This is a genomic window from Synergistaceae bacterium, assembly GCA_017540085.1.
Classification (GTDB): Bacteria; Synergistota; Synergistia; order Synergistales; family Aminobacteriaceae; genus JAFUXM01.
Genome location: JAFYBQ010000042.1, coordinates 1 through 26050 on the forward strand (window position 1 = coordinate 1; position 26050 = coordinate 26050).

The 26050-nt window shown below is 50.7% G+C and carries 19 protein-coding genes and 1 tRNA gene; 7 read left to right on the forward strand and 13 right to left on the reverse strand.

Going from position 1 to position 26050, the window contains the following annotated elements:
* The coding region (locus IKQ95_10285) for an SDR family NAD(P)-dependent oxidoreductase (GenBank protein MBR4197076.1) at nt 1-816 on the forward strand (816 nt) is incomplete at its 5' end.
* 50 nt (nt 817-866) lie between these two features.
* On the opposite strand, the gene IKQ95_10290 is transcribed toward IKQ95_10285, so the two are convergent.
* The 8 genes from IKQ95_10290 to IKQ95_10325 all read right to left on the reverse strand — a co-directional run bounded on the left by IKQ95_10290 (nt 867) and on the right by IKQ95_10325 (nt 6954).
* Entirely contained in the window at nt 867-2768 is a 1902-nt protein-coding gene (locus IKQ95_10290; GenBank protein ID MBR4197077.1) for a TerB N-terminal domain-containing protein, read from the reverse strand.
* Between the two features lie 18 nt (nt 2769-2786).
* Nucleotides 2787-3200, reverse strand: a complete 414-nt coding sequence (locus IKQ95_10295; protein ID MBR4197078.1) for a putative toxin-antitoxin system toxin component, PIN family — start codon at nt 3198-3200, stop codon at nt 2787-2789.
* Entirely contained in the window at nt 3197-3364 is a 168-nt protein-coding gene (locus IKQ95_10300; GenBank protein MBR4197079.1) for a hypothetical protein, read from the reverse strand. Before IKQ95_10300 ends, IKQ95_10295 begins: the two co-directional genes overlap by 4 nt.
* A 14-nt stretch (nt 3365-3378) precedes the next feature.
* Nucleotides 3379-4263, reverse strand: a complete 885-nt coding sequence (locus IKQ95_10305; protein MBR4197080.1) for a DUF2156 domain-containing protein — start codon at nt 4261-4263, stop codon at nt 3379-3381.
* 84 nt (nt 4264-4347) lie between these two features.
* A complete protein-coding gene (locus IKQ95_10310) occupies nt 4348-4641 on the reverse strand; it encodes an HU family DNA-binding protein (protein MBR4197081.1) in 294 nt (97 codons plus the stop codon).
* Nucleotides 4642-4748: 107 nt separating this feature from the next.
* Nucleotides 4749-5714 (reverse strand): glycosyltransferase, encoded by a 966-nt coding sequence (locus IKQ95_10315; protein ID MBR4197082.1) that lies wholly within the window; start codon nt 5712-5714, stop codon nt 4749-4751.
* A complete protein-coding gene (locus IKQ95_10320) occupies nt 5714-6370 on the reverse strand; it encodes a hypothetical protein (GenBank protein MBR4197083.1) in 657 nt (218 codons plus the stop codon). Before IKQ95_10320 ends, IKQ95_10315 begins: the two co-directional genes overlap by 1 nt.
* Nucleotides 6334-6954: a hypothetical protein gene (locus tag IKQ95_10325; protein MBR4197084.1), complete on the reverse strand. Its 621-nt coding sequence runs from the start codon at nt 6952-6954 to the stop codon at nt 6334-6336. The genes IKQ95_10320 and IKQ95_10325 overlap by 37 nt, the downstream gene beginning before the upstream one ends.
* Before the next feature lie 242 nt (nt 6955-7196).
* Here IKQ95_10325 and IKQ95_10330 point away from each other — a divergent pair, with 242 nt between their 5' ends.
* Both IKQ95_10330 and IKQ95_10335 read left to right on the forward strand, forming a co-directional pair.
* Nucleotides 7197-7757 carry a hypothetical protein gene (locus tag IKQ95_10330; GenBank protein ID MBR4197085.1) on the forward strand — a complete coding sequence of 187 codons (561 nt, stop codon included), beginning with the start codon at nt 7197-7199 and terminating at the stop codon, nt 7755-7757.
* 13 nt (nt 7758-7770) lie between these two features.
* On the forward strand, nt 7771-8640 hold the full coding sequence (locus tag IKQ95_10335; protein ID MBR4197086.1) for a MurR/RpiR family transcriptional regulator: 870 nt from the start codon (nt 7771-7773) through the stop codon (nt 8638-8640).
* Between the two features lie 58 nt (nt 8641-8698).
* Here IKQ95_10335 and rpoC read toward each other — a convergent pair whose 3' ends face one another.
* The 3 genes from rpoC to IKQ95_10350 all read right to left on the reverse strand — a co-directional run bounded on the left by rpoC (nt 8699) and on the right by IKQ95_10350 (nt 17748).
* On the reverse strand, nt 8699-13873 hold the full coding sequence (rpoC, locus tag IKQ95_10340; GenBank protein MBR4197087.1) for a DNA-directed RNA polymerase subunit beta': 5175 nt from the start codon (nt 13871-13873) through the stop codon (nt 8699-8701).
* Nucleotides 13874-13875: 2 nt separating this feature from the next.
* Complete coding sequence (gene rpoB / locus IKQ95_10345; GenBank protein MBR4197088.1) at nt 13876-17553, reverse strand: DNA-directed RNA polymerase subunit beta; 3678 nt, start codon at nt 17551-17553, stop codon at nt 13876-13878.
* A gap of 111 nt (nt 17554-17664) precedes the next feature.
* Nucleotides 17665-17748 (reverse strand) — tRNA-Leu (locus IKQ95_10350).
* A gap of 120 nt (nt 17749-17868) precedes the next feature.
* Here IKQ95_10350 and IKQ95_10355 point away from each other — a divergent pair.
* From IKQ95_10355 to IKQ95_10370, 4 genes are all read left to right on the forward strand, one after another.
* On the forward strand, nt 17869-19194 hold the full coding sequence (locus IKQ95_10355; protein MBR4197089.1) for a UDP-glucose/GDP-mannose dehydrogenase family protein: 1326 nt from the start codon (nt 17869-17871) through the stop codon (nt 19192-19194).
* On the forward strand, nt 19187-19636 hold the full coding sequence (locus tag IKQ95_10360) for a hypothetical protein (protein MBR4197090.1): 450 nt from the start codon (nt 19187-19189) through the stop codon (nt 19634-19636). Before IKQ95_10355 ends, IKQ95_10360 begins: the two co-directional genes overlap by 8 nt.
* 166 nt (nt 19637-19802) lie before the next feature.
* On the forward strand, nt 19803-22088 hold the full coding sequence (locus tag IKQ95_10365) for a hypothetical protein (protein ID MBR4197091.1): 2286 nt from the start codon (nt 19803-19805) through the stop codon (nt 22086-22088).
* A 115-nt stretch (nt 22089-22203) separates the two neighbouring features.
* Nucleotides 22204-23673: a carbohydrate kinase gene (locus IKQ95_10370; GenBank protein MBR4197092.1), complete on the forward strand. Its 1470-nt coding sequence runs from the start codon at nt 22204-22206 to the stop codon at nt 23671-23673.
* A 114-nt stretch (nt 23674-23787) separates the two neighbouring features.
* On the opposite strand, the gene IKQ95_10375 is transcribed toward IKQ95_10370, so the two are convergent.
* Nucleotides 23788-25083, reverse strand: coding sequence for a cation:proton antiporter (locus tag IKQ95_10375; GenBank protein ID MBR4197093.1), 1296 nt, complete (start codon nt 25081-25083; stop codon nt 23788-23790).
* Nucleotides 25084-25108: 25 nt separating this feature from the next.
* Entirely contained in the window at nt 25109-26044 is a 936-nt protein-coding gene (locus tag IKQ95_10380) for a ribokinase (protein ID MBR4197094.1), read from the reverse strand.
* Between the last annotated feature and the right edge of the window lie 6 nt (nt 26045-26050).

Here is a 26050-nt window from a genome sequence, read left to right on the forward strand (position 1 = left end):
GGGTGGGGTAAGAAGTTCTATTGCGGAATAATGGTATCTATTGCGGGACTCGTAAGCTCCCCGTTGATGGCGGTATACTCAGCGTCAAAAGCAGGTGTATTCAAACTCGTTGAAGCACTGAATATCGAGCTTGAAGAAGCCGGAAGCCCTAACAGAATCCTCAACATATCCCCCGGATCAATAAGCGGGACAAAGTTCAATGACCCATCAAAGCCCAACGACATATCACAGACATTATCACTGGCAAACGAAATCATAGACCGCATGACAGACGGCGGGACTCTCTTCATTCCACAGTACGATGAAATATACAGGGGAGTTATTGAGCGTTACAGGGAAGACCCGCGCAAATTCGGCATGTCAAGCTATGAATACAAGAAAGCCTCAGGAAGGACAGACAGCAGAAGCAGAGTCGTTACGGGATATTTGTCCGGGACATTTGACCTTTTCCACATAGGACACCTGAATCTCCTCAGGCGGGCAAAAGAACAGTGCGATTATCTTGTTGTCGGAGTCCATCCCAGCGGGCTGCGGAAGGGAAAGCCTACATTCATTCCTCTTGACGAAAGAAAAGCTATTGTAGCCTCATGCAGATATGTCGACAAAGTGATTGACGCTCCTGCGGAAGACAGCGACGCTTGGGACGAATGGCACTACAGCAAATTATTCGTGGGAAGCGATTACAAGGGGACAGAAAGATTCAGGCGTTACGAGGAAATATTTTCCGGGCGCGGAGTTGAGATAGTGTATTTCCCGTACACAACGACAACAAGCAGCTCACAGATAAGGGCGGCAATAATGGCATCAATACAGTAACAAAAAACGCCCGGCACCCTTCACAGCACCGGGCAGAAATTTTCCCCGCGTCAGTTGTTCTTGAACAGGAGAGTCATAAGATTCAGCACTTCATTTCCCCAGTCGCTTGCGGTCTTGGCTAAGTCTTCCTGAGTCGGCTCTTCTGACTCTCGGAGCTTCATTACCTCGCACAAGATAGAATTTACTTCAGGATTCCCCCCGTAGCCCGGCATGAAGCTCACCGCGTGAAGGATTAATCCCTTTATGGATTTCCGCTCAGTCTCAGACAGCCACGAACACAGGAAATCCCCGTAATATTCCGGCCCGTACTGTGTCGGCAAATTCAGAGGCTTCTGCGCCTCAAGCCTGAGATTGTCGTCATCAGTCAGCTTGAAATACTCGTTCATTCTCCGGCGCAACGGCTCGAACACTCTCTCCTCGTCCGCCGCAATTGACGCGCATATGAACTCAAGCAGGAATGACGCTACCCGGTATGACTGCGACAGCTGAGTCCCCGGCGCAAGCTCCGTGAATAGTATTTTGTCGTCCCAGTTGTATTCACGCCCTGACACCCCTAAATCCGGGAGAATCTGCCAGCCTTCAACCTGCGCTGTGTCCACGATGGATTTACGTTCCTTGCCTGTAAGTTTCACGTTCGGGGACATGCTGAACTTGAACAGCTTGCCTAAATTCCCTAATGTCGCGATTAACGGCAGGTCGCTTCCTTCAGGCCGCAAAGTTTTTATGAAGCCCTCAAAGTCGGGGCGTTCCTCAATATTTGCGAGGTCAGGAATTTTTTCGGCACTCTTCTGCAACTCAAGGAACACTTCCCACGAGTCGACAAGGGATTTGAAGATTGACAGGTCGGAAAAGAAGTCGGGAATCTCAACGGACTCATTGTCCTTTTTGCTGAGGGTTATAGACGGATTGCCGGGCTTGTAGGAAAGTTTCAGAGTCGTCTGCGGCTTGAGGAGGACTAATCCCCCCTTGCATAATTCTTTGTATATCGGCGTGAATTTCTGCAAAGCCTCGTCAGTGTGCCTGATTTGCGGCTGCCCTTCCCTGTGAAGTTTTTCGCATGTCCTTATTACCGTAAAGGCGACAGGAGTCGGAAGCGGGAGCATTGAATTTGCGTAGGAGTTAAGCAGAATGTCAAGCAGCCCTTCAGGAACGGAGTCCATTTTCCTGCACATCGCTAACAAATCCTCATTAGGCAGCCAGACTTTTATCGAAAGCCACGTAATAAAGCGTATGAGATTGTCCCGGAGAGCGTCCCATCTCAGCAACGGTAACAGCCTGAAAGCCTCGTTTATGCACGCGCTGAGGTCTAATTTGTCGGTGATAGTGCGCCGCTCGATTCCGTAGAGCCAGATTGCCGGGTAGCACATATGCAGCGGGGGCTGAATCCGTGCGCCTGCAAGCCACGTGAGATATATACCGCGCTGTAACGGAGTCATTGCCGCGTAAGACTCTGCACCTTCAGCCGGGAGAGCATCGCCCTTCTGCGGGAATGAAACGGGCAGTGTAACATCAATACATGACGGCTCCGGGGTAGCTGACTCACCGTTAGCCCAGTAAGCGAAAGGGCCGGGGACTGCGATATTCTCAAGCTGGATATTTCCCGTCCTCCCGCACCATCTCAGCAGGTTAGCTTTTGCCTGAGCCTGTTTCTTTGGCTCGGACGAGAGTCCATAGGGTGAGTCCTCGCCTGCCGGGGCATGTGATGAGTATGTAGCTCCCGCGGCGAGTCCTGGGTCTGTTACTGGTTTTGCCGACAGAACGAACGCTGTATCATCGTCGCTTTCGTCAGCAATTTCGACATCCGGCAGATCTAGCGATTCGGGATTAGCGGGTGAAGGGACATCTGCGGATTCGTCAGTGTTCGGGGACTCTTGGGTCTGAGTCCCGGACTGCTGACGGAGGAACGCTCCCACAGCTACAACTATGAACAAGCCTATAACAAGGTATATCATTAATTTGTGCCTGCTTTCTTATGATGTGAATATATCGCTGTACATATTGCAGAAATTTGCAGCAGCAACAATTCGGATGCCGTTATATTCCTGAATGTCGAGAAGGTCTTTGTCCCCGCTGACGATGTATAACGCTCCTGAATCTGCGGCGCATTCAATAAATTTGTTGTCGTCTGGATCTCTGCATATGCTGAATGATGATAACGGGATAATTATTTCTATTGCTGAAATCAGAGGGAGAAGGACATCGCGGCTGAAATGCCCCTGTCCCCTGCTGATCATTTCATCTGTAACCTCGTAATATTCACTGAGTATTTCAGCAGAAGCGCATACTGATAATTTGCCGTCAGCGGCAGCTTCAAGAATCATTCTGGGTTTTCCGCCGAAAAATACGCCTGATATTACAACATTGGTATCAATGACTATCTTCATGCCTTCCTGCGCGTCCGAACAGACTTTACCGCGTCAGCAATATCATCCTCAGTCAAGCCGGAACGCTCTGCCCAGTCTTTTGCCTCGTCAAGCATAATTCTGAAACTCTCAGGAGACGAGTCATCATACCGAATCATCACAGCTTCAGCCGAATCTGTACGCATGAATTTTCCCCTCCCTACAATATTTCCATCTGGAATTTCTCAAGCATATACGCGGGATTGTATGACATTTTCGACTCCCTTAGTCCCGGCTCGCCCATGTCTTCCTCACGGTTCACCCATGTGTAATTTTGGCACTGCTCCTTCAGGAACATATTATTGATGGCCTGATAGCTTCCGGCGTATTCCGGCATGGCCTTTTCGTAGCGTATATCTATATTTTCCGGGTCAAGCTCTTCCGCGATGGTGTAGGCGACTATTTCCCCGTCAACTTTCAGCATACCCCCCGAAAACTTGAAGTCCTCCCAGTGATTCAAGGCGTTCTGAATCGCTATGTCCTCATCAGCGAGCGACTCGGCCTCGTCCGGTGTCATCGTGAGTGCCCTGTGAGCGCGCCATTTTTCCTGAAACGTCATAATCTCCGCGAAATCATTGGGCGTTACGGGGTAATAGTCCCATTCGTAGCCCGTGAGGAATGCCCGAACCCTGTTGCGCTTGTGGGCGTACAGTTTTCCCTTCAGGGCTGTCATGTCCTTCACCGCGTAAACATATTCATGCTGGTCTCTGTCATCATTGAACCTGAGTCCCGGACGGCCTGAGAGAATATCTTTCACTTTTGCCGGGACATCATATACCACGTCCCCCGGCGAGAAGTGCGACAATTCCGCGTCCCAGTCCGCAACAGCGTCCCAATTTCCGCAAGGCCCGAAATACCCCGGAAGCGGCCCGCCTGACCTGAGCCAGCATAAAGCCCCGCCCGTTTCGGCAAATTCTATCGGGTAGGCGTGATCCCATGACCACAGGCCGAAAAATGAATACTCCGCGTAATGTACCGGGGATAACTGGTAGTATTTCGTGTAAATGTCTTTGTCCTGCCATGTAAATTTTCTGAAATTCAGCATACGATTGTTTTCCCTTTCTGCACAAAAAAAGCGGCTCTCACATTTTCGGGGAACCGCTTCCGTTTCTTGCTGCGTGAAACTGCTTTATTTGCTGATTGGCGCGTTAACAACGCTGTCTTTGAGGTCTTTCCCCGGGCGGAAGACGGGTACTTTTTTCGCAGGAATGAGGACGACCTTTGAGGGATCCTGCGGGTTGCGCCCTTCTCTTGCGGCTCTCTCTCTGACTTCAAACACTCCGAAGCCCACGAACGTGCATTTGTCGCCCTTTGCAAGCGCGGCCTGAATCTGTGCGAAAACCTCATCAACAACAGGCGCGACATCTTTTTTCCGCATTTCGAGCTTGGCGGTGATAGCGTCAATAAGTTCTGCTTTGGTCATGATTTACACCTCCTGATGAAAACTTTTCTGCATTGTATCAGCTTTTACGAATTATGCAACATGTGAGCGCGGTGTTTTACGGGGTTTTTGCGAATTGCCGGGAGATTCTATTTCATTACCTGCTGTTTCTTGTAGAGCCATGAGAAAAGAATGTGGAATATGTCAGCTCCGAGATAACTCAGAAGTGCCGCTATTCGTTCGCGTTTTCTGGCCATAGGGTCAAAAATTATCGCCCGCCTGTATTTTTTCATTTCCTCCCATATCATCATGCGCTCTTTTTTCCGGGAGAACGGGTAATTTAGGTACACACTTCTGTTGAGGCTGAACGCTCTTGACGAGGCCGCCGCCCTAAGATCCGGGAATCTTTCGACAACAGCCCCGTAATATTCTCTTGTGGCCGGAATAACGTGTAGCATTTTCGGGGAAACATCAGCCTTCATTATGCTGCCCGGCCTCATGCGGTAGCCGTATAGCTTTTTGTACGTCAGCGCAATCCTTGAGCTTCTGAAAAAAATCTTGTACGTTGTGAAAGCATCCTCGTAGTACATTCCTTTGGAAAATTCCGTATCCGCCCATATTTCGCGCCTGTATAGCTTTGCCCATGTGCCGTGGTCAAAATCCCGCTGGTAGAAAGCCTCCCGGAACGCATCATGAGGAGAGACGCAACGCTCCCCTGATTCTGAATCGCTGCTCCAGTCCGGCGAGGTGCTGAAAATATTTGTCCCTGCCATAACGATGTCAGCGTCATATTTGTGAATCAGCCTGAGCTTTTCTTCGACTAGATTCGGTGCTATCACGTCATCGCTGTCAACAAACATCAGAAAGTCCCCGCCTGCCCTTGCGATTCCGTAATTCCTCGCGTCAGACAGTCCGCCGTTCTCTTTATGGTATACGGTGATCCGGGTGTCATTGCGAGCGTACTCATCGCATATCTGGCCGCAAGTGTCCGGGGAGCCGTCATCAACAAGAATAATATCGAGGTTCGTATACGTCTGCTGAATTATGCTGTCGAGGCAGTCGCGCAAATATTTCTCTACGTTGTATACCGGGACAATCACGCTCACTAAGTCCACTATGATTTTGCCCTCCTCTGTATATGTTTCTGCTGTGCTTCCGATATCTGGTTCATTGCGATCAGGAACAGTGTCCAGTTCACTATCTCTATAGGGGTGCCAGTGAATAATATAGTCTCAAGCAGTCCGTAATATAAACATACTGCAAGCAGACTACCCGCAAGCCTCTGGAATCTGGTCATGTCTACCAAATGCTGAAAGTATTTTTTCGCGAACCATAGTATAGACCCTATGTGTATGATGAAGCCTATAAGCCCCGACTGAATGAACCTGGCAAGATAATAGCCGTCTAAATAATGAATACCAGCCAAATCAATTACGTTAAACTGATCTATAAATCCCAGTCCTGTAAGCCATGTATTTTTCTGAAGCATTATGTCTATAAGTACATAATTTCTCATTCTGTTGCTTTCTAGGAAAACATAATCCCAATCCACAGTAACAATAACGATGTAAGCCAGCACCACAGTGGCAAAGATAACCAGAAACCAGATACGCCCTCCTATTTTTGTGCGGAAGGTCAGGAAGAAATATGCCATGAAGAAAAGTATAATCCCCGTCATAGCGGCTCTTGAAGCGGTGCTGAGGAGTATAATAACAGCTATCCCTGAAACGGGAATCAGGAACAGGATATTGAACATGTCATCAGAGGCCAAGTAACGCCCCTTTTCCGCGGCCAAAGTCCTGTATAATGAGCAGTATAAATCAGGAACTCCATTGCTCTATGACCTGCGTAGTTGGGATGGCCAAGACCGAACGCATACCTGTATCTTTTCGCGTTATTGAACAAGTCGCCCAGATGATTCAGTACAGCAAGATTGTCAAAGTTGAGTATATACGCGGTTGTGAGTCCTATTCCCAGAGCAAGGCAGACAGCCTTTACGAACTTCAGCTTTAGGTCATACTCAATCACGATTCTTGCGGAAAGGAACAGCGTAATCGAGCCTACCATGAAACCCAGCATGATTTTGTAGTTCTTAAAGCCCCTGAACATAAAAAAACCGCAAAACGACATAATCACCACATAAAGCACGTACAGGAAAGTACAAGCGATAAATATAGTGATAACAGAGCTGTGATATATACTGCGCGTCTTCATCGAAAGAGTTATCAGCATAGCCGTCCCGCATATCGCTATAGCCATTGTATTCCCCAATACGTTTATCCCTGTGGAAGCGTCAACTCTGTCAGCAATGAAAAGCGGCACAAATGTCTTATTGAACATGAACAAAAAAAACATAGCTAAGAACATCCGCTTTTTATTATTTATGATATTCGCGTAAGACGCTGTGTCTCTCACTGAGACAGGCATATAACCGAACAATGGAATGAAACCCCTCTTAGTCTTCTTAATATGATTAATATAGCATATTATGTACTTGCCGCAAAATTGTCCGCGTGAAGTTTTTACGAGGCAATCAATGCTTCAATGTTGTAGAATTATAACCATTAATCTTAAACTCAGTACAGAGGGTGATACCGATGAATTACATCAACACCGTAACAATCTCCGGCCTCATGCACCATCTTAGCCGGAAGAAGGACAGCGGCTATTTCCCGTTCTCAGTCCGCCACGAAAATTTATGGACTGACGGAACGACACGCAAAGACTTCCTCAGCGCGAGGGCATTTCCCGAAAGCCTCCGGGAAAAACTTTCAGGCATGGCCGAGAATACTCCCGTCAAAATCACAGGAGTATTGCGCTCCTCAAAGGGCAGCGGCGAAATGTTCATTGACGTTGCGGAAGCTGAGACTCTCCCGGAGCTTGGCACTCCCGCCAACACCGTAACGCTTTCGGGAGCCGTCCACGTCATCAAAGCACAGAATGAGGGCGAGACAGGCACCGGGAAATACACGCGCTTTGCTGTCAGGCAGGAAGACCCCGAAAAGGGCCGGGATTTTATCGTTGTCCGCGTATATGATGAGGACATGCGGAAGATTCTTGCAGGGAAAAATGACAATGACCCCGTAACAGTTGAAGGCACATTGAGATCCTCACGGGGGAGCGGAGTGAATTACGTTCGCTGCGGAAAAATTGAGTAAGTGAGATGACATTATGGACATTCAGCGGCTTGAAGACTGCATACGCGGAAGACTCAGCAACTTTCCCGCAAAAACGAGAAGGGTTGCAGAATATATTTTAGGGAACTCGCCTGAAATAGCGTTTCACTCAATAAGCGAGACAGCAGAGAAATTATCCGTATCACGCGCCCAGCTTGTGAGGGTTGCCCGGATGCTCGGCTTTGACGGCTATGCTGACCTGAAGAACACTCTCAAGAAAAAGCTGCTCAATCAGGTGATTCCGTCGTCAGGCGATACAGTCCCGGAAGACAGCGCAGACACCGCCCTAAGATTATGCCGCCTCGAACATGCCAATATCGATGAGACATACAGGAATATATCCCTTAACCGCGAGGACGTTCGGAGATTCTGCACCGCCGCCCGCGATTCTGACGCTATATACTGCATGGGCTGGGGCATATCTTCAATGCCTGCTGAATGGCTTTACACGCGCTTTGCCGAGCTTGGCATGAAGTCCGTATTAATGCGCCGTGGCTCTCTCTCGCTCCTCGAACAGGCACGCGGCATAACAGAAAATGACATGCTCATAGTGTGCGAGCTTCCCAGCTATGTTATTGAGGTAACAGAAGCGGCAGAGCAGACAGCCTCACGGGGAGTCCGAATCGCGTCAATCACCGACAGCCCGGCGGCTCCTGTGTGCGAACATGCCGACATGCATTTTTACGTCAGCGACAATTCGCCCCTGTTCGGAAGCAGCCTTATAGGGTCAATGTTCGCCGTTCATGTCCTGACATCGATACTCGCCAAAGAGCTGGGCACCGCAGGAAAACGCGCCCTAGAGGAACAGAGAGAGGGCCTCAATGATGAGCGTGTATATTACCCGTCATACGGTCTGCGATATTAGGACATAAAGAAATCCCCCCGGCCATGTGCGACCAGGGGGAAATTTTTTTGTCTGCTGACTAGTTGAAGATGTCTGCGCTTTCGAGTACTGTCTCTTTTTTCTGAGGCTCACTCTGCGTGAATCTCGGTCTCGGTCTTCCTTCTGACCTGTAAGCGATGCTCCTGAAAGCCTCTGCCCCTGTCCCTGCCGGGATAAGATGACCGATGATTACGTTCTCCTTCAGCCCGCTTAACGGATCCATTTCACCCTTCACCGCCGCACCCGCAAGAACCTGCGCTGTCTGCTGGAATGAAGCCGCACTCAGGAAACTATCAGTAGCAAGTGCCGCCTTAGTGATTCCGTGTATGAACGGCCTGCACTCCGGGAACTCGCGCATTCTCTGCACAAACGTATATTCCCGTATGAGGTGTACGATTTCGGGCTTTGAGTTTGACGGCCTCACCCAAATTTCTGCCGGGTTCATGGCCGCAAGCTCCGAGATTGTTTCGGCTCTAAGCTCAGTGCCTCCTGTGATTCGGATTTCACCGCTGTCGTTTTCGGACTCTGTCCCGCCGTCTGACTCCTGCTCTGACTCTTGGGACTGTGATTCCGGCTCTGTGATTTCTGCCTTCACTGCCTGGAATTTTGCGCTGACGTAGATTTTTCCCCTCAGCTTTGAGGCAAGGAGCTTCCGCAGAATATCAATCCTCCGAATCGTGATTACTGCTTCACCGTCGTCAAACTCTATCTGCTGAATGTCGCCTTTTGCGAGGGCTTCAATCATTTCTTCCGTTACAGTCTTCCCGGAAAATTCGCCGTCCTCGTAGATGTCTTTCCCGATAATGTTCATGGCCTTTAGTGCCGTGCGGATTCCGTCAACGACATCGAGATATTCGACAGAGTTCCACACCTTTATGTCCCTGACTCCGCTCTGTGCAATCTGCTGTGAGGCCTCCGGCGTAATGAATGTGTCAGGTTCAGCAACGACTCTTTTTCCGTCTTTCTTGGGGATTGAGATTTCCTCAGCGAGCCATTTTTTGTTGACGAGGGCTTCAAGGTGTTCCCTGTGCCTTATACGGAGTACTACAGGCCCGCCGGACGTTACGCGCTTGAGGTCATCGCGGCCGATATTGATATTCTTGCGGATTTTGTAGTTTCCGATTTTTATCTCGTTGAGGAGTCTGGCGTTGTACATTCTCTTCCTGAACGCTGATTTTCCGATGATTACATCAATCTCTGACTCACCGTGAAGAACCGTGAATGATTTTACCGTTACGCCCGGAGTTAGAATCTTGCGGAGTATATCCTCTGTCAGCGGCTGGCCGATATACTCATCTATTTCAGCGTCCGGCCTGTCAGTGGCAACAAGTATATCCCCGGCGAAATTCTCGGCGGCATCCTTCACGCGCTTTTCGTTGTCATCGGTGATTTCGCGCTCTCTCCTGGCTACGTCATCCTCCCAGATCATATCGCCTGCGACATATGATGTGTCGCCTTCCTCGATTACCCGTACTTTGTTCAGCGGTGCAACTTTTCGGAGTATAACTTCTATGTGCTTGTTGTTTATGCTGACACCCTGAGAATGATAGACGTACTGAATTTCGTCAACAAGCATTTTCTGAACCGCGTCAATCCCTTCAACCTCTAAAAGCTGCTGAGGGTCAATGCTTCCTTCAGTGAGGGGTGTTAATTTGTGGACTTCCATCCCCTCCTCGACTCCCTCTCTGATGTCCTGCCCTGTAGGAATCGCGTGGGATACTGTATTTCCGTCCTCGTCCTCAATGATTACCTTGCGTTTTCCCTCTGTTATTATCTCTTTGATGTGTCCTTCAACGCCCGCGAGTATGCAGACTTTTCGCGGCCTCCTGACCTCAAAGAGCTGCTCAATTCTCGGAAGACCCTGCGTAATATCCTCCGCCGAACGCACTCCGCCCGTGTGGAATGTACGCATAGTGAGCTGAGTGCCGGGTTCGCCGATTGACTGAGCCGCGACGACTCCGACAGCCTCGCCGATGGGAACAAGTTTGCGTGATGAGAGGTCATGCCCGTAGCATTTCTGACAGACTCCCTTCTTCAGCGCACACGCAAGAGGACTCCGCACCCACACTTCATTGATTCCGGCTGACTCGATTTTACGGGCTAATGCTTCTGTGATTATGTCGCCCGATTTCACGATTAACTCACCATTTGCTTCAATGTCGTGAAGTGATGTGCGCCCCGCGATTCTTTCGGCGATTCCTATCATCGTTTTACCCTCGCTGATTAGGGGGCGAATGCAGATGCCTTTGTCCGTTCCGCAGTCATGCTCAGTTATGATTAAGTCCTGCGAAACGTCAACAAGCCTCCGCGTTAAGTATCCTGATTTCGCCGTGCGTAATGCCGTGTCAGCGAGTCCCTTTCTTGCGCCGTGTGTCGAAATGAAGTACTCAAGCATATTCATACCCTCGCGGAAATTCGCCGTAATCGGGTAATCTATCGTTTTTCCGGTAGGGTCGGCCATGAGTCCGCGAATGCCTGCCATCTGACCGAGCTGACCTTTTGAGCCTCGCGCACCTGAGTCAACCATCATGCGGACGGGGTTATCCTCGCTCATGTGAGCCTCTATGCTGTCGGCGATATTTTTCGTGGCCTCCGCCCAAAGTTTGCTCTTCTGATCGAGATACTCATCGTACGTTAAGAGTCCCATCTCGTAATTCTCTTTGGCTACGTTGTCTTCAGCTTCAGTTGCGCGGGTGATTTCTGCTTTCTCGTCCGGGATTCTCACGGCTTGGACTCCGAAACTGATTCCGCTCCTTGCCGCCCAGTGATAGCCGAGGGATTTTATCTCGTCAAGCATTTCAACGACTCCGGGACGGTCTACTTTGTCGTAAGCGTCATCAAGAAGCGCGCCTATTTTCTTTTTTCCGAGCTGCTCATTCACGAATCGCAGCTGCTTTGCGATTCTTGTGTTGAACAGGACACGGCCGGGACTCGTCTCGAAAAACACGGCGTGAGGATTCCCGGTTACGTCCTCGAAACTGTCGACTATTACCGCGTCTTTGCCGTCAGAAAATTTCCTCCTGCCTTTGGGATGGCCGTAGAGTTCGGGATTCTCTTTGAGCCAGATTTTTGCGTTCACGTGGACAGTGCCGTGCGAGATTGCCGACAAAACATCGTCCATGCTCATGAAGTGCCGCCCGTCTCCCTGAAGCCCCCCGCGCATGTCGGTCAAATAGTACACGCCTAACACAATATCCTGTGTGGGAGTAACAACCGGCCTTCCGCTTGCGGGTGATAAAAGGTTGTTTGCTGACAGCATGAGGAGTCTTGCCTCTGCTTGTGCCTCAATGCTTAGGGGAACGTGTACGGCCATCTGGTCGCCGTCAAAATCCGCGTTGAACGCCGTGCAGACCATCGGGTGAAGCCTGATAGCTTTTCCCTCCATGAGTACCGGCTCAAACGCCTGAATGCCGAGTCGGTGCAGAGTGGGAGCGCGGTTGAGCATGACGGGATGATCTTTGATGATGTTTTCGAGAATCTCCCATATCTCGCCGCCGCCTTTCTCGATTCTCCGCTTTGCGTTCTTGACGTTGGGAGCGAGTCCGCCTTCAACGAGCCTGCGAATCACAAACGGCTTGAACAGCTCCAAGGCCATCTGTTTCGGGAGTCCGCACTGATATATTTTGAGCTGAGGCCCGATAACGATAACCGACCGCCCGGAATAGTCGACTCTTTTCCCTAAAAGATTCTGGCGGAAGCGTCCCTTTTTCCCGCGCAATAAGTCCGTGAGGCTCTTCAATGGACGGTTGCCCGCGCCTAATACGGCCTTTCCGACTCTGCCGTTGTCTATGAGAGCGTCAACGCATTCCTGTAACATTCGCTTTTCGTTGCGGATGATGATCTCCGGGGCGTTGAGAGCCTGTAACTTTTTGAGTCTGTTGTTTCGGTTGATGACTCGTCTGTATAGATCGTTGAGGTCGCTTGTTGCGAATCTTCCCCCGTCAAGCTGTACGAGGGGGCGCAAATCCGGCGGGATTACGGGAAGGACGGTTAATATCATGGATTGCGGCTGAGAGTCGCTCTTCCTGAAATCCTCCGTAACCTGAAGACGCTTGATGAGCTTTCGTTTCTTCTGCCCGGTAGTGTCGGCTATCTGCTCCCTGAGTGAGTCTGCGAGGAAGTCAAGATCGAGTCGGTTAATCAGTGCTAGTACTCCGTCCGCGCCTATTCCCGCATCGAACCTGTCATCATATGCCTTGCACAATTTCTGCTGATGCTCAAAGATGACATCTCCCTGCTCAAACGGGGAGCTTCCCGGCAAAATTACGAGGTGGCACGGATCATCAACAACAACGCTGCACTGCTCATCCTCCGGCCTGTTCTCGTCTTTCGGGAAAAGCTCCGGGTAAAGCTCATGCGCCTTCTTGAGTTCTGACTCGGACAGAATTTTTCCCTTTGAGAGTTCCTGCCCGTCAACCTGAATTTTCACGACTCCCGTAACGACAAACGCATCATTATTCCCGGTCTTGGCGCGTTCTGCTGACTCCGGGGCTTTGGAGGCCGGGACAATTGCGCCCGCAGTGAGTCCTAACTCTTCGCTGTCTTCAGTTAGGACAAACGCAGGTTCAGCCCTGAGAGCCTCATCGCCGTAATCGGTCTTGTATTTCGCGAGCTGAGACGCTGAAATAATATCGCCGACATTAACGGGAATGCTCATAGCCTCGTCAATCATGTACGCTTTCTCGCACCTGAAATCGGGGTCGTAATGCTCGTGAATCTTCACGGCTGTCGCTGAGATAACCGCGCCGATGCTCACAATGTCGGGGTGTGATGTCGCTGTAACCTTGTAGGCTTTCTCGGTCTTCTTGAGGGGTGCGAAATATATAACCCGTTCGAGGTCTTTCGCGCTTGTCCCAAGAAGGAGGCTTAATCGGCTGGGTATTCCGCGCAGGTACCAAATATGCACGACAGGGACGGCCAAATCAATATGTCCCATTCTTTCGCGGCGGACTCTGTTGTCTGTAACCTCGACTCCGCAGTGTTCGCAGACTACTCCCTTGAACTTAGGCCCGGAACGCTTGTACTTCCCGCATTTGCACTCGTAGCTTCTTGTAGGGCCGAAAATTTTCTCGCAGAATAACCCATCTGTTTCGGGTCTCAATGTGCGGTAATTTATCGTCTCCGGCTTCAGCACCTCGCCTTTTGAGATAGCGTGAATCCTTTCGGGCGTGGCTAATTTGATTCGTACTCCTGTGATTTCTTTTCTCTTGGCCAAGTCTAAATATCCCCCTCTCCGTCTGTTACAGGGTCAGCGAACAAGTCATCAGAGTCCTCGCTCATTCTCGCTAAATCCTCGGCTGTAGGCTCTTCATTCTCCAAAAACACGTCAGAAATTTCCGGCATCATGTCAGGCTCATCAGTCAGAGGCACTGAAAGTATGTCATCTTCTGAGGCATCCTGCTGAGGCTTTGCGCGGGGCTTGCGTGTCTTTCTGGGCGATGAGAAAATCTCCGGCGGCCTGCCCGTGAACATCGGCCTGTCGTCTTCCTCCATAGGTATATCGCCGTGGGAGCCGTCATCAAACGTAACTTCAACATCGAGTCCGAGTCCCTGCAATTCTTTCACCAATACCCTGAAACTTTCGGGGACTCCGGGCTTTACGAGGCTCTGACCTTTCACGATACGTTCATATGTCTTGTCGCGGCCTCTTATGTCGTCAGATTTCACGGTCAATATTTCCTGCAATACATTCGCCGCGCCGTAACCCTCTAACGCCCATACCTCCATCTCTCCGAACCTCTGCCCGCCGAACTGGGCTTTACCGCCTAGCGGCTGCTGAGTGATTAAGCTGTACGGGCCTGTTGACCGGGCGTGAATTTTGTCGTCGACAAGGTGATTCAGCTTCAACATGTACATACAGCCGATTGTAACCTTTTTGTCCATCGGCCTGCCTGTTCTGCCGTCGCGGATAGTAATCATTCCGTCCTCTGTGAGATCGGGATATTTTGCCGCGGCAATCTTCCTCATCTCGGAAAATATTTCGTTCTCGTTCGCACCCTCAAAAACCGGCGTTGAAACGTGCCATCCGTTGTTGAGCGCGACAAATCCCATGATAGTCTCAAGAACCTGACCGAGATTCATACGGCTGGGAACGCCGAGCGGGTTTAGCACAACATCAACGGGAGTCCCGTCCGGCAGATAGGGCATATCCTCAACGGGGAGAATCCTGCTGACGACTCCCTTGTTGCCGTGCCTGCCTGCCATTTTGTCGCCGACTGTGATTTTCCTGCGCTGGGCTACATAGACCTTCACCGAGCGGATTACGCCTGAGCCGAGAGCTTCGGGGCTGTTTCGCCTGTCCATTTGCTTTATGGCGACGACTTTCCCCCATGAGCCGTTCGGGAGCTTCAATGAGTTGTCGCGGACTTCCCTGGCCTTTTCGCCGAAAATAGCGCGCAATAATTTCTCTTCCGGTGTCTGATCTGACTCGCCTTTGGGCGTAACTTTTCCCACGAGGATGTCGCCTGCTGAGACTTCCGCGCCGATTCTGATTATCCCGTCATCATCGAGATTCCGCAGCATGTCTTCCCCGACGTTCGGAATGTCGCGGGTGATTTCCTCTGCGCCTAATTTCGTTTCGCGGGCTTCTATCTCGTACTCTTCAATGTGGATTGATGAGAATTTGTCTTCCTTCACGAGATTTTCGCTGAGTAATATTGCGTCCTCAAAGTTATAGCCTTCCCACGGGACGAATGCGACAAGCACATTATGACCGAGTGCGAGTTCTCCGTTCTCGATTGCCTGACCGTCTGCGATGATGTCGCCCTTCACGACTGACTCGCCTTTGCGGACTAACGGACGCTGATGGATTAGCGTTGACTGGTTCGAGCGGCGGAACTTTATCATGTCATATGTACGTTCGCGGCCTTTTGCGTTACGTATCTTTATGCGGTCTGAGTCTACGTATGTTACAGTGCCGTCTTCCTTTGCTGTTATGCATGAGCCGGAGTCGCGTGCGATTCTGTGTTCGATTCCTGTTCCGACTCTGGGTGCTTCCGGGACTAATAGCGGGACTGCCTGCCTCTGCATGTTTGAACCCATCAAAGCGCGGTTAGCATCGTCATGTTCAAGGAAGGGGATTAATGCTGTTGACGGCGAGACTATCTGACGCGGTGAAACGTCCATGTAGTCAACCATGTCTGTTGGGACTGTAACAATTTCGTCCGCGTGGCGCGTGGGACATGAGTCGCCTGCGATTGTGATTCCGTCATCCTCAAGCTGAGTGCTGGCCATAGCGACATATTTCTTGTCTTCGTCATCCGCTGAAAGGAGGTCAATTTTCTCGGTGAGCTTCCCGCCTTCAACCTTCCTGCGCGGCGTAACTAGGAATCCGTGAGAGTTAATGCTGGCGTAAGTCGTGAGTGATGACACGAGTCCGATGTTCGGCCCTTCAGGTGTCTCAATCGGGCAGACTCTCCCGTAGTGCGTGTAATGTACGTCTCTTGCCTCAAATCCGGCGCGCTCTCGGCTGAGTCCTCCCGGCCCAAGTGCTGAGAGTCTCCGGCGGTGCGTAACTTCAGCAAGCGGGTTAGTCTGATCCATGAACTGAGAGAGCTGGCCTGACCCGAAAAATTCCCGCAGACATGCGGCTATCGGCCTGACGTTGATTAATTCGCGGCCTGTAACCTCGTCAAGATTCGGGATTGTCGTCATTCTCTCGCGGACTATGCGCTCCATTCTGAGAAGCCCTATTCTTACTTGATTCTGCAACAATTCACCGATTGAGCGGACTCTCCTGTTCCCGAGGTGGTCAATGTCATCGCTGATTTTGTCCTCGGCTTTCATGGCGAACATTTCTTTGACGATAGTAACGACATCCTCAAGGCTGAGTAATCTCTCATCTTCCGGGACATTCATATTAAGCCGCCTGTTTAGCTTGTAGCGTCCTACCCTGCCCAATGTGTAGCGACGCGGGTCTTGAAGGAGACTCCTGAAATAATCGCGGGCGTTCTCGATTCGTCCCTGCTCATTTGGCTTGAGACGCTTGAATATGTCCCTGATTGCCTCGTCCGGGCTGTCTGTCGTATCACGCGCCAATGTCCGAGCTAATGCCGGCTCCATCTCGTAGACCAGAATCCCGGCTCCCTCGGAATTGTCTGCGGCGTAGAGCCTAGCTATATGCTCCTCCTCTAATATCGTTCCGCGGGATACTATGATATTTCCTCTGTCATCAGTAACATTCTCCGCGGCCATGTAACCTTTAAGATCTGTGTTATATTCCCTGAATACTGTCTCAATCCCAAGAAGCTCGATAATGTCATCATTGTTCTTTGCTCCTAGGGCTTTAAGCAGAAGCGTAACGGGTAATTTCTTCCTGTTGTCGATATTGGCTGTAACAAGTTCCTTTTCCGAGTCGGGCATAGCAAAATCAAGCCACGCCCCGCGGTCGGGAATCAATTTCGCCGAGCAGCCTTCAGCGTTGTGCGTGAAGTAAATTCCTGCCGAGCGCGCAAGCTGGTTAATGACGACTCTCTCTGTTCCGTTGATGATGAAAGTCCCCCTATCTGTCATTACGGGGAAATCACCGAGGAATATTTCTTTTGCGTCTTTCCTGACCTGCGTTCTTGTGTTCGTGAGTCGGATTACGGCCTTTATCGGCCTGGCCCACGTCATATCCTTCTGCCTTGCTTCTTCTTCTGTTATTTTGGGTTTGTCGATTGAATAGCTGATAAATTCTAGGGCAAATGCTCCGTCATAACTCTCTATCGGAAAAACTTCCTGCAATAATTCCTGAAGCCCCTGCGTTTTCCTTTCTTCAGGCAAAACATCATCCTGATAAAACCAATGGTAAGAATCTCTCTGTACCCCTATCATATCGGGCATTTCAACTAAATCACGGGCGCGGCCGAAAGTGTATCGCTTCCGGGTCTTGCTGATTGGCAAAAATTCAGGCATTTTATACCTCCCCTGAACAGTCTGGCTTTGCGTGTTTTTGTGCAATGACGCATGATAACAAAAGGGCATAATCATGTCAAGCAACACGATTATACCCTCTTCATTATCTCATGCCCGAGAGAGGACTCGAACCTCCACGAACTTGCGCCCACTAGAACCTGAATCTAGCGCGTCTACCAATTCCGCCACCCGGGCGACTGCTCTTCTTTCAGCGCGGAAATAATTTTATCAGCGTATGAATTTTTTGCAACCCCTGAAATTTTGCAGTGTATAATTTCTTCAATCTTATAAAAACAAAGGGATGATGCACATATCATGAAACTTGTTGTGATTGGCACGGGCTATGTTGGACTCGTTACAGGTACATGCTTTGCGCGTTACGGGAATAACGTAGTCTGCGCTGATGTTGACATTGAGCGGGTGAAGAACTTGCGCCGGGGAATAGTTCCGTTCTATGAGCCGGGACTCGAAGAGATGATGAAGCGAAACATGAACGAGGGCAGGCTCTCTTTCACGTGGTCGACAGCGGAAGCCCTCAAAGGCGCGGAGGCTTGCTTCATCTGCGTAGGGACTCCGCAGAAGCCGGACGGAAGCGCGGATTTGTCGTATGTTGAAGGTGTTGCACATGACATCGGCGCGGGAATGTCGGGTAACCTACTGGCTATCGTGAAATCCACAGTCCCTGTAGGCACAAACAGGCGGGTTCAGGAAATCATTTCCGCAGAGCTTGAGTCCCGCAATGCCCCGCACAAAATCTTCATGGCCTCAAACCCCGAATTTCTCCGGGAAGGCTCATCGCTGACAGACTTTCTTGACCCTGACCGCGTTATAGTGGGAGTCGACTGCCCCGAAGCCCGGAAAATTTTTGAGGACTTATATTCATATCTTGAGCCTGCGAAACTCATCTACATGGATACAGCCTCCGCTGAAATGTCGAAATACGCCGCAAATGCCATGCTTGCCGCCCGAATATCATTCATGAACGAAATGGCCGGGATATGCGAGCATGTCGGCGCAGACATCGAAAGCGTAAGGCGCGGAATTGGACTCGACGTGAGAATCGGCAAAAAGTTCCTCAACGCCGGGTGCGGTTACGGCGGGTCATGCTTCCCGAAAGATGTCCGGGCATTGCGCGATTTCGCCAGAGCCGCAGGGTATGAGCCTCAGATTCTCACAGCCGTTGACGACGTGAACGAGCGCGCAAAAAGATCCGTCTTCGAAAAACTGTCCGCAAGATTCGACTCCCTCGCCGGAAAAGTTATAGCCGTCTGGGGATTAGCCTTCAAGCCAAAGACATCAGACACCCGCGAAGCCCCCGCGCTTGTGCTGATACGCTCACTGCTTGACGCGGGCGCAAGGATTCAGGCCACAGACCCCCGCGCAATCACTGAGACACGCGCATTTTTCGGAGAACACCGGGGACTCGTCTATGTTCAGGACATGTATGACGCTGTGAACGGAGCCGATGCCCTCGCCGTTATGACTGAATGGGACATCTACCGAAAGCCGGATTTTTCCCGCATGAAAAAGTTAATGGCAAATCCCCTTATTGTTGACGGAAGAAATATTTTCCCGCCCGCCGAAATGAAACGGATGGGCTTCACGTACATATCTATAGGGAGGCCGGATGTTAATGCGTGATTCAATGCTGAAAGTTTTTGCGCTGCTGTCAATTCTGATAATGCCGATATGCTCATACGGTGCTGATATTTCCGCCCTTGAGCGCGAAGGAATGATTATGCGCGTTGAGCTTAACAGGCTGGGAAATGACTCAGACCCGGAAGAGCGTGAAGAGATTCTGCGGAAGATTGCTGAACGCTGCAAAGGTACGGAGGAAGGCGAGTCGGCCTACTGGGATTTAGCTGATTTATACCTTGAGGGATTCCCAGACGAAAGAAGGAAGGACGCACGGGACATTCTCGAATTGTGCCTGAAAAATTATCCTAACTCCCGCCGCGCCTCAATAGTAAAATGCAGGCTCATCGAGCTTTATGACGCGGGGACTCCGAGAAGGGCGGAGCTTGTACGCCAGCTGAAAAATGACTCCTCATTGCCGAATATACTGAAATCAACATTAAACTAGCCTGCAATTTTTTCTGAGTAATTATACTGTTGGAAGGATACGAAATTTTTTCATTTGTTTGTTGACAAGCTAACAACACGGTGTAAAATGTGCAACGTAGTTCTGCGTGTATTACTTAGTTCAGTTTCAAACATTTTAATTATTCCGAAAGGAGTGCTTTAGTTTCATGAAGAAGTTATTTGCGTTAATCATGGTTGTTGCAACGCTCGCAATCGCGGGTACGGCAATGGCCGCGGATACCACTCTCACGGCTTCCCGCTCGAAATTCTCAATGAAGCTGGGGGACACTGAGACAATCACCCTCACAGCTACAGCAGGACACGGCGGTACGCTCAGTGCCATCACAGTTGCGGGGTATTCTTGGGCCTCAGTAAGCGGCAGCACACTGACCCTCACGCCTACAGCGACAGGAAGCTACAACTTTACGGCGATGGTAACAGAGACTTACTCCATCAGCAGCGATGTGGCAGGCCACGGCTCACCTAGAGTGATGTCCCAGACAGCAACACTGCCTATCACTGTATCAGTAGTTGATGGGACAGTAAAAGTTCAGGTTATCACGAGAGTCGTTGAAGTCGTTACCACAGTAACCAGAACAGTAACGGTTATTTCCCGCACTGCTCAGGGTTCAGCGGTAGTTCAGACGTTCACCGAGACAATCAGGACAGTTGCTCAGTCAATCACAGTTGCGGTGCTTACTCAGGTTCCAGGTTTCACACCGAGACTTGCGGAAGTATGGACAGCAAAGTCAACAGAAGTTGAGAGAAAGAGGACAGCAACACTCTCCTTAATCCAGAGCAACCCTGCTCAAAGAGAAAGGGCATTCCCCGGACTTCCCACGACAGCAGATTTGACCCCGCGCGCCAATACCAGCCTTGTAGCGGTTACATCGTCAACGAGAACATCAATGACGGTAGCGGAGAAGCTCGGAGTCGCGACATATATGCTCGGCGTAGACGGCGCAAAGGCACTTTCAGTTCAGGAAGCAGTGAGAGCTACAGAGAGCGGCACATATTCATTCGTCAAGACGTTCGGTTCAGCTCTTTACGGAACGAAGATTAAAGGCCACAGGGGACACAGAGCAAAGAATCTTGCAGTGTCATCAAGCGCATTCACAGCAGCGGCAGCCGACAACGAGGGCGTAGCATTCATCAACAGCTCAGGCGATATAGTTGACACAATTCCTGATGCCAGCCGGTCGCAGGACATTATGCCTGGTTACGTTGTAATGCTTGTCGTTATGGAAGCCGGAGAGACCTACGAGCCTTTAGTCTATGCTACATCAGAAGACCTCGCGACAGCAGGCGTGTCAGTGGATAGGACACCTCTTACAGTTTCAGTTGACCAGGTAACAGAGACGGAAGAGAAAGTAATCGTAACAGTCAATGAGGACGGCACCGTTGAGGAGACCGTTATAACAGTTGACGAGGATAGTGCTGACGTTAAGGCGGCGATGGCGAAGATGGCTACAGCAATGGGCGTAAGCAGCATTAAGGTTGTTCCTGCATCGGCGTACACAACAGCAGTAGCTGATTCAGTACTGGTAGCTGATGACCTGCTCGCGGCCAGCAATGACCTTCACATAGCGGCCAGACTCGGATTCATAGTAAGCAGACTTTCAAACGATGCGTACTTTATGCCCATGACATTCCGCGAACTTCCTCCAGGCGGGGCAGTTGCAAGCGGCGCAACATTCAGCTTCTATCCTGACGGCATCGTTGGCGAGACAATAGCGTACTCCAAAGTATTCTACAAGAACGGCACAGAGGTAACAAATCCTTCAGCCATTCTTAACGGCGACACATACTATGTGGCGTTCGAGATACTTGACGGCGGAATCAGGGTGTCCGACACAAACTACACGCTTGAGAACCCGACAGTAACAATCAAGATGGCCGCACAGGGATCGCAGACTGCTGTCGATAAAATCAAGACCATCATCGGCTCAGACGCTGTTGTAGTCGCCGGCTCATACAAGTCAACAGTAGACACAGCAACGATTGCGGTTGACGACATATTAGCGGCCAGCAATGACCTGTATGTAGTGTGCAGACCCTCAGCGTACAACAATCTTCCTGACGGCAAGTACATTGACGCAGTAACATTCAGCGCACTTCCTTCAGGCAGGTCAATTCAGAGCGGAGCAGGGTTCGTGTTCAACCTTGACGGCGTGGACAGCACAGCAGGCACAGTAAGAGTGTTTGACAGCACCGGCGCGGAAGTAACAACTCCGAGGAGCCTCACCGGATCCGGCTACATCGCTTTCGTAGTCAGCGGAACAGCGGTAAGGGCTTCAGCGGTTACCATGAGCAACCCGTCAGTTACAGTGAAGATGACCTCCACAGTAACACCTGAATACGGCGTAGGCAGCTCAAGCGGCGGATGCTCGGCAGGAAGCGCGGTTCTTGCGCTCGCCCTTCTTGGGACATTCATCGCATCACGCAAGAAGTAGTAGTACAACGCAGAAACATACACACTAAGCATTAATTACAGCGTCCTCCTTGTTCGAGAGTGAACGGGGAGGGCGTTTTATTATGGGCGTATAATTGTCGCGGGAGGTTTGGGAAATGAAACATTATGTATGTTTTGACGCAGGGACTCAAAGCGTGAAGGTTGCAGTATATGATGAGGCGGGGAATCAGGTTGCAGTTGACGTGAATCCCACGACACTTTATTACCCTCATGCAGGATGGGTTGAGATGGACGTTGAAGAATATTTCCGGCTGGCGTTAAAGGGTATGGCCAAGTGCGCGGAAATCATGCGGGGGAAAAATATAGACCCGTCATCAGTCCGTGCTGTAATGGGAGATGGGATAATCTGCGGGATTGCCGGAGCTGACGAAAACGGCAGGGCAATTACGCCGTACATAAACTATTTAGACTCACGGACGCAGGAAGACGCAGACAGCCTTTCAGCGCGGGGGCTTGACATCTGGGCGCGTGAGACAGGAAACCCGGAGCCTTTGTGCTTGTTCCCGGCTCTTCACGCAAGATGGCTTCTCAGAAATTCACCCAACGCCGCGAAAATCCGCAAATTTATCCACAACGCACCGTATATCCTCATGCACCTGGCCGGACTCAAAGCCGGGGACGCTTTCATTGACTGGGGTGCAATGTCGGGCTGGGGCCTCGGCTATGATGTCGTCAAAAAATCGTGGTCAGATGAGCAGCTCGGCATTCTCGGAATCCCACAGGACTTAATGCCGCGAATCGTCAGGCCGTGGGACATTATCGGTGGCCTTTCGGCTGAGTGCGCGAAAATTACCGGCTTCCCGGAAGGCACACCCATTTGCGCGGGCGCGGGCGACACTATGCAGTCATTGTTAGCGTGCGGAGTCCATGAGCCTGGCCACGCAGTTGACGTTGCCGGGACGTGTTCAATGTTCTGCATATCAACTGGCGGAATCGTTCCCGGTCTCAGCAAGAAGGAGAACGGACTAATCTTCAACAGCGGGACTCTTCCCGGCACTTATTTTTACTGGGGCTTTGTTCGGACGGGGGGGCTTGCGTTAAGATGGTTCCGGGATAACGTCTGCAACAAGGCCGGTGATGACTCGTACTATGATTTTCTCAGCGAGGGCGCGAAAGATATTCCGGCGGGGGCTGAGGGAGTCAGGTTTCTTCCGTGGCTGACGGGCGGCCCTGAAGGATTCCGGGAGGTTCACGGGTGCTTCATCAACATGGGCATGAACACGAATCAATTCACGCTGTGGCGGGCGGTGCTTGAGGCGATAGCGGGCGAATATTCCGAGATTGCGGAACGTTCGCGAATGGCGGGGACTCCTGTCGACAGGGTGATTATCACGGAGGGAGGTAGCAAATCTCCGCTCTGGAATCAGATTAAGGCCGACATGATTCAGGCGGAGACTCTGACTCTGAAGACGGGCGGCGCGCTGGCAATGAATGCTGTTACGGGGGCTTACGCTGTGGGTGATGTTGCTGACATGGCCGGGAAAGTTCACGAGGGACTGAGCATTACGGGGAAATATTCGCCGGGAGAAAAATTGACTTTGCCGGATATACCCTTCAAGATGTGATTACCCCCTCGCCGTAAACGGCACTCCCCCTTGTCATGGGTAGCGAGAAAAAACCTCCTCACAAAACGCGGGGAGGCTTTATTTTTCACAGAAATTTGTATATATGGTAATTTTTTACCGTGAAAGAAGACTCCGCCGATGATACAGGTCTTCTTCTATCTCAGCGGCCTGATCGTCAAGCATGAAGCGGTCTTCAAACACCGTGCTTCCGATTTCGTCCTTTGCGCCCCTGAACGCCCGCTTGAGGAATATAGGCGTTATTATCGTGCAGACTATTATCATTATGATGATCGGGCCTAGCTCGCTTTCCTCAATCAGGTTCATTGATACACCTTTTCCCGCCACGATTAACGCGACTTCCCCGCGGCAAACCATGCCGAGTCCTACAACATAACTTTGATGATTGTCCATTCCGCAGATTTTTGCGCCGAGTCCACAGCCAACGAGCTTTGAGACTATGCTCACGATTATCATCACAACGGTGAATATTACGATCTCAGACGAAAATGCCGGGAGGGTAACCTCAAGCCCTATATTAGCGAAAAATACAGGGGTCAGAAGGAGATACGCTAAACTGTCGAACTTGCTGGCGATATATTGTCCTTTGGGCGAAATTGAGATTATCATTCCCGCCGCAAATGCCCCGATTATGTCAGCAATCCCGAAAATCACCTCAGCCGCCCACGCCATGAACAGGCACAGCGCGAATCCCATCACAGGATAACGGCGCAGGTTTCGCGACTCCTGCACTCGGTCTGACCATATCATCGCACGCCTGTAGATTATCCCTGTAACCCAGACGAACACGAAAAATCCGGCAATCTTCACGAAAACGAGTCCCAGATTCGTGTTTCCCCCGGCGATTCCTGTAACTACAGTAAGGCAGATGAGGCCGAGAATGTCATCTATCAGTGCCGCCGCAAGTATCGTGTTTCCGGCTTTGGTTGACATTTTGCCGAGTTCCTTCAGAGCTTCTACGGTGATTGAGACTGAAGTCGCCGTAAGCACAGCCCCTATGAAAATTGCTGACGGGAAAGAAATTCCGGGCTGAAAGAAATACATCATCCCCGCGCCCATTCCGAGAGGGAAAATGACTCCCAGCAGTGCGACGACAAATCCCACGCCCCCGGACGCTTTAAGCTCGTCAATGTTCGTCTCCGTTCCCGCAGTGAACATTATCACGATGACTCCAAGCTCGGCCATTCGCGACAATAACGGACTCGGCATCAGGCAGAACTGAACACCGAAAATTTTTGACGTTATCGCGCCTAGTACAGCAGGCCCGAAAAACAATCCCGCCATCAACGCCCCGACAACTTGAGGCAATTGCGCCCGCCGTGAAAGCAGGCTGAATATTTTTGTTGACAATAATATAACGCAAAGACTCAACAGATAGTTGTAGCCTTCCATGATGTATGATTTACCCTCCTAAAGGTTAAAGCTCGTAATCGTCCCCGTGTGCCTCGCCGAGAAGCGCGCTGACCTGATGCCGCCACGGCATTGAAGGGTGCGCCCCGATTTTCGTGCAGGCCAAAGCTCCGCAGGCTGAAGCAAATTTAGCGGCTCTCTTCAGGGGCATTCCCTCGCACAGCCCCACGCAGAAACCCGCACAGAATGCGTCCCGCGCCCCGGTGTTGTCTACTGCCCGTATGCTGAATGCGTCAAATGAAAAATGATCCCCGCCTTTCACGAAGATCATTCCCCCTTTCGCGCTCTGTGTTACGGCCAAGCACTTAACGCCCCGCGACAATATATCATTGGCCATCTCAGTTGTGGATTTGTGCTGCTTGCGCCCTGCGTAGAAACTCAATGCCCTCTCATTCAGTATAAGATAGTCGATATTCTCCCAGACATCAGACGGCAAAGAATAGGGCGGTTCTGCTGACAAAAACGTGCGGCATCCGTGCTTGCGGGACAATTTCAGCCCTGCGGCTACAGTTTTGGCAGGGCTTTCCATCTGAAACAATGCCGCGTCAGAAGACTCGAAAATATCAGCGGCCTTAATCATAGCCCTGTCATCAAGCAAAGAGTTAGCACCCTGCGAAATTATTACGGAGTTATTGCCGTCATCTGTTACTGTGATTACTGCTGTCCCTGTCGGGGCACTGTCCATAGTATGAAGCTGGGAACAGTCTACGCCGTTTTCTGTAAGCGTGTTCTTCAGCTTGCGGCCAAAATCATCACTGCCAATACAGCCGATAATATGAGATTTCGCACTCAACCGTGCCGCGGCTAAAGCCTGATTTGAGCCTTTGCCCCCTCCGGCCATGCCAAACGCCCCGCCTACAACTGTCTCACCTTTCTGCGGGCAGTGCGGTGCGCGTATAACAAGATCAATATTGAGTGAACCTGCTACTGCTATCGATGACATTTTCAT

Coding starts and splice junctions, on each gene's coding strand:
- IKQ95_10290 (MBR4197077.1), bottom strand. CDS start 2,768: ATGATATACCTTGTTATAGGCTTGTTCATAGTTGTAGCTGTGGGAGCG.
- IKQ95_10295 (MBR4197078.1), bottom strand. CDS start 3,200: ATGAAGATAGTCATTGATACCAATGTTGTAATATCAGGCGTATTTTTC.
- IKQ95_10300 (MBR4197079.1), bottom strand. CDS start 3,364: ATGCGTACAGATTCGGCTGAAGCTGTGATGATTCGGTATGATGACTCG.
- IKQ95_10305 (MBR4197080.1), bottom strand. CDS start 4,263: ATGCTGAATTTCAGAAAATTTACATGGCAGGACAAAGACATTTACACG.
- IKQ95_10310 (MBR4197081.1), bottom strand. CDS start 4,641: ATGACCAAAGCAGAACTTATTGACGCTATCACCGCCAAGCTCGAAATG.
- IKQ95_10325 (MBR4197084.1), bottom strand. CDS start 6,954: ATGTTTTTTTTGTTCATGTTCAATAAGACATTTGTGCCGCTTTTCATT.
- IKQ95_10330 (MBR4197085.1), top strand. CDS start 7,197: ATGAATTACATCAACACCGTAACAATCTCCGGCCTCATGCACCATCTT.
- IKQ95_10335 (MBR4197086.1), top strand. CDS start 7,771: ATGGACATTCAGCGGCTTGAAGACTGCATACGCGGAAGACTCAGCAAC.
- rpoB (MBR4197088.1), bottom strand. CDS start 17,553: ATGCCTGAATTTTTGCCAATCAGCAAGACCCGGAAGCGATACACTTTC.
- IKQ95_10355 (MBR4197089.1), top strand. CDS start 17,869: ATGAAACTTGTTGTGATTGGCACGGGCTATGTTGGACTCGTTACAGGT.
- IKQ95_10360 (MBR4197090.1), top strand. CDS start 19,187: ATGCGTGATTCAATGCTGAAAGTTTTTGCGCTGCTGTCAATTCTGATA.
- IKQ95_10365 (MBR4197091.1), top strand. CDS start 19,803: ATGAAGAAGTTATTTGCGTTAATCATGGTTGTTGCAACGCTCGCAATC.
- IKQ95_10370 (MBR4197092.1), top strand. CDS start 22,204: ATGAAACATTATGTATGTTTTGACGCAGGGACTCAAAGCGTGAAGGTT.
- IKQ95_10375 (MBR4197093.1), bottom strand. CDS start 25,083: ATGGAAGGCTACAACTATCTGTTGAGTCTTTGCGTTATATTATTGTCA.
- IKQ95_10380 (MBR4197094.1), bottom strand. CDS start 26,044: ATGTCATCGATAGCAGTAGCAGGTTCACTCAATATTGATCTTGTTATA.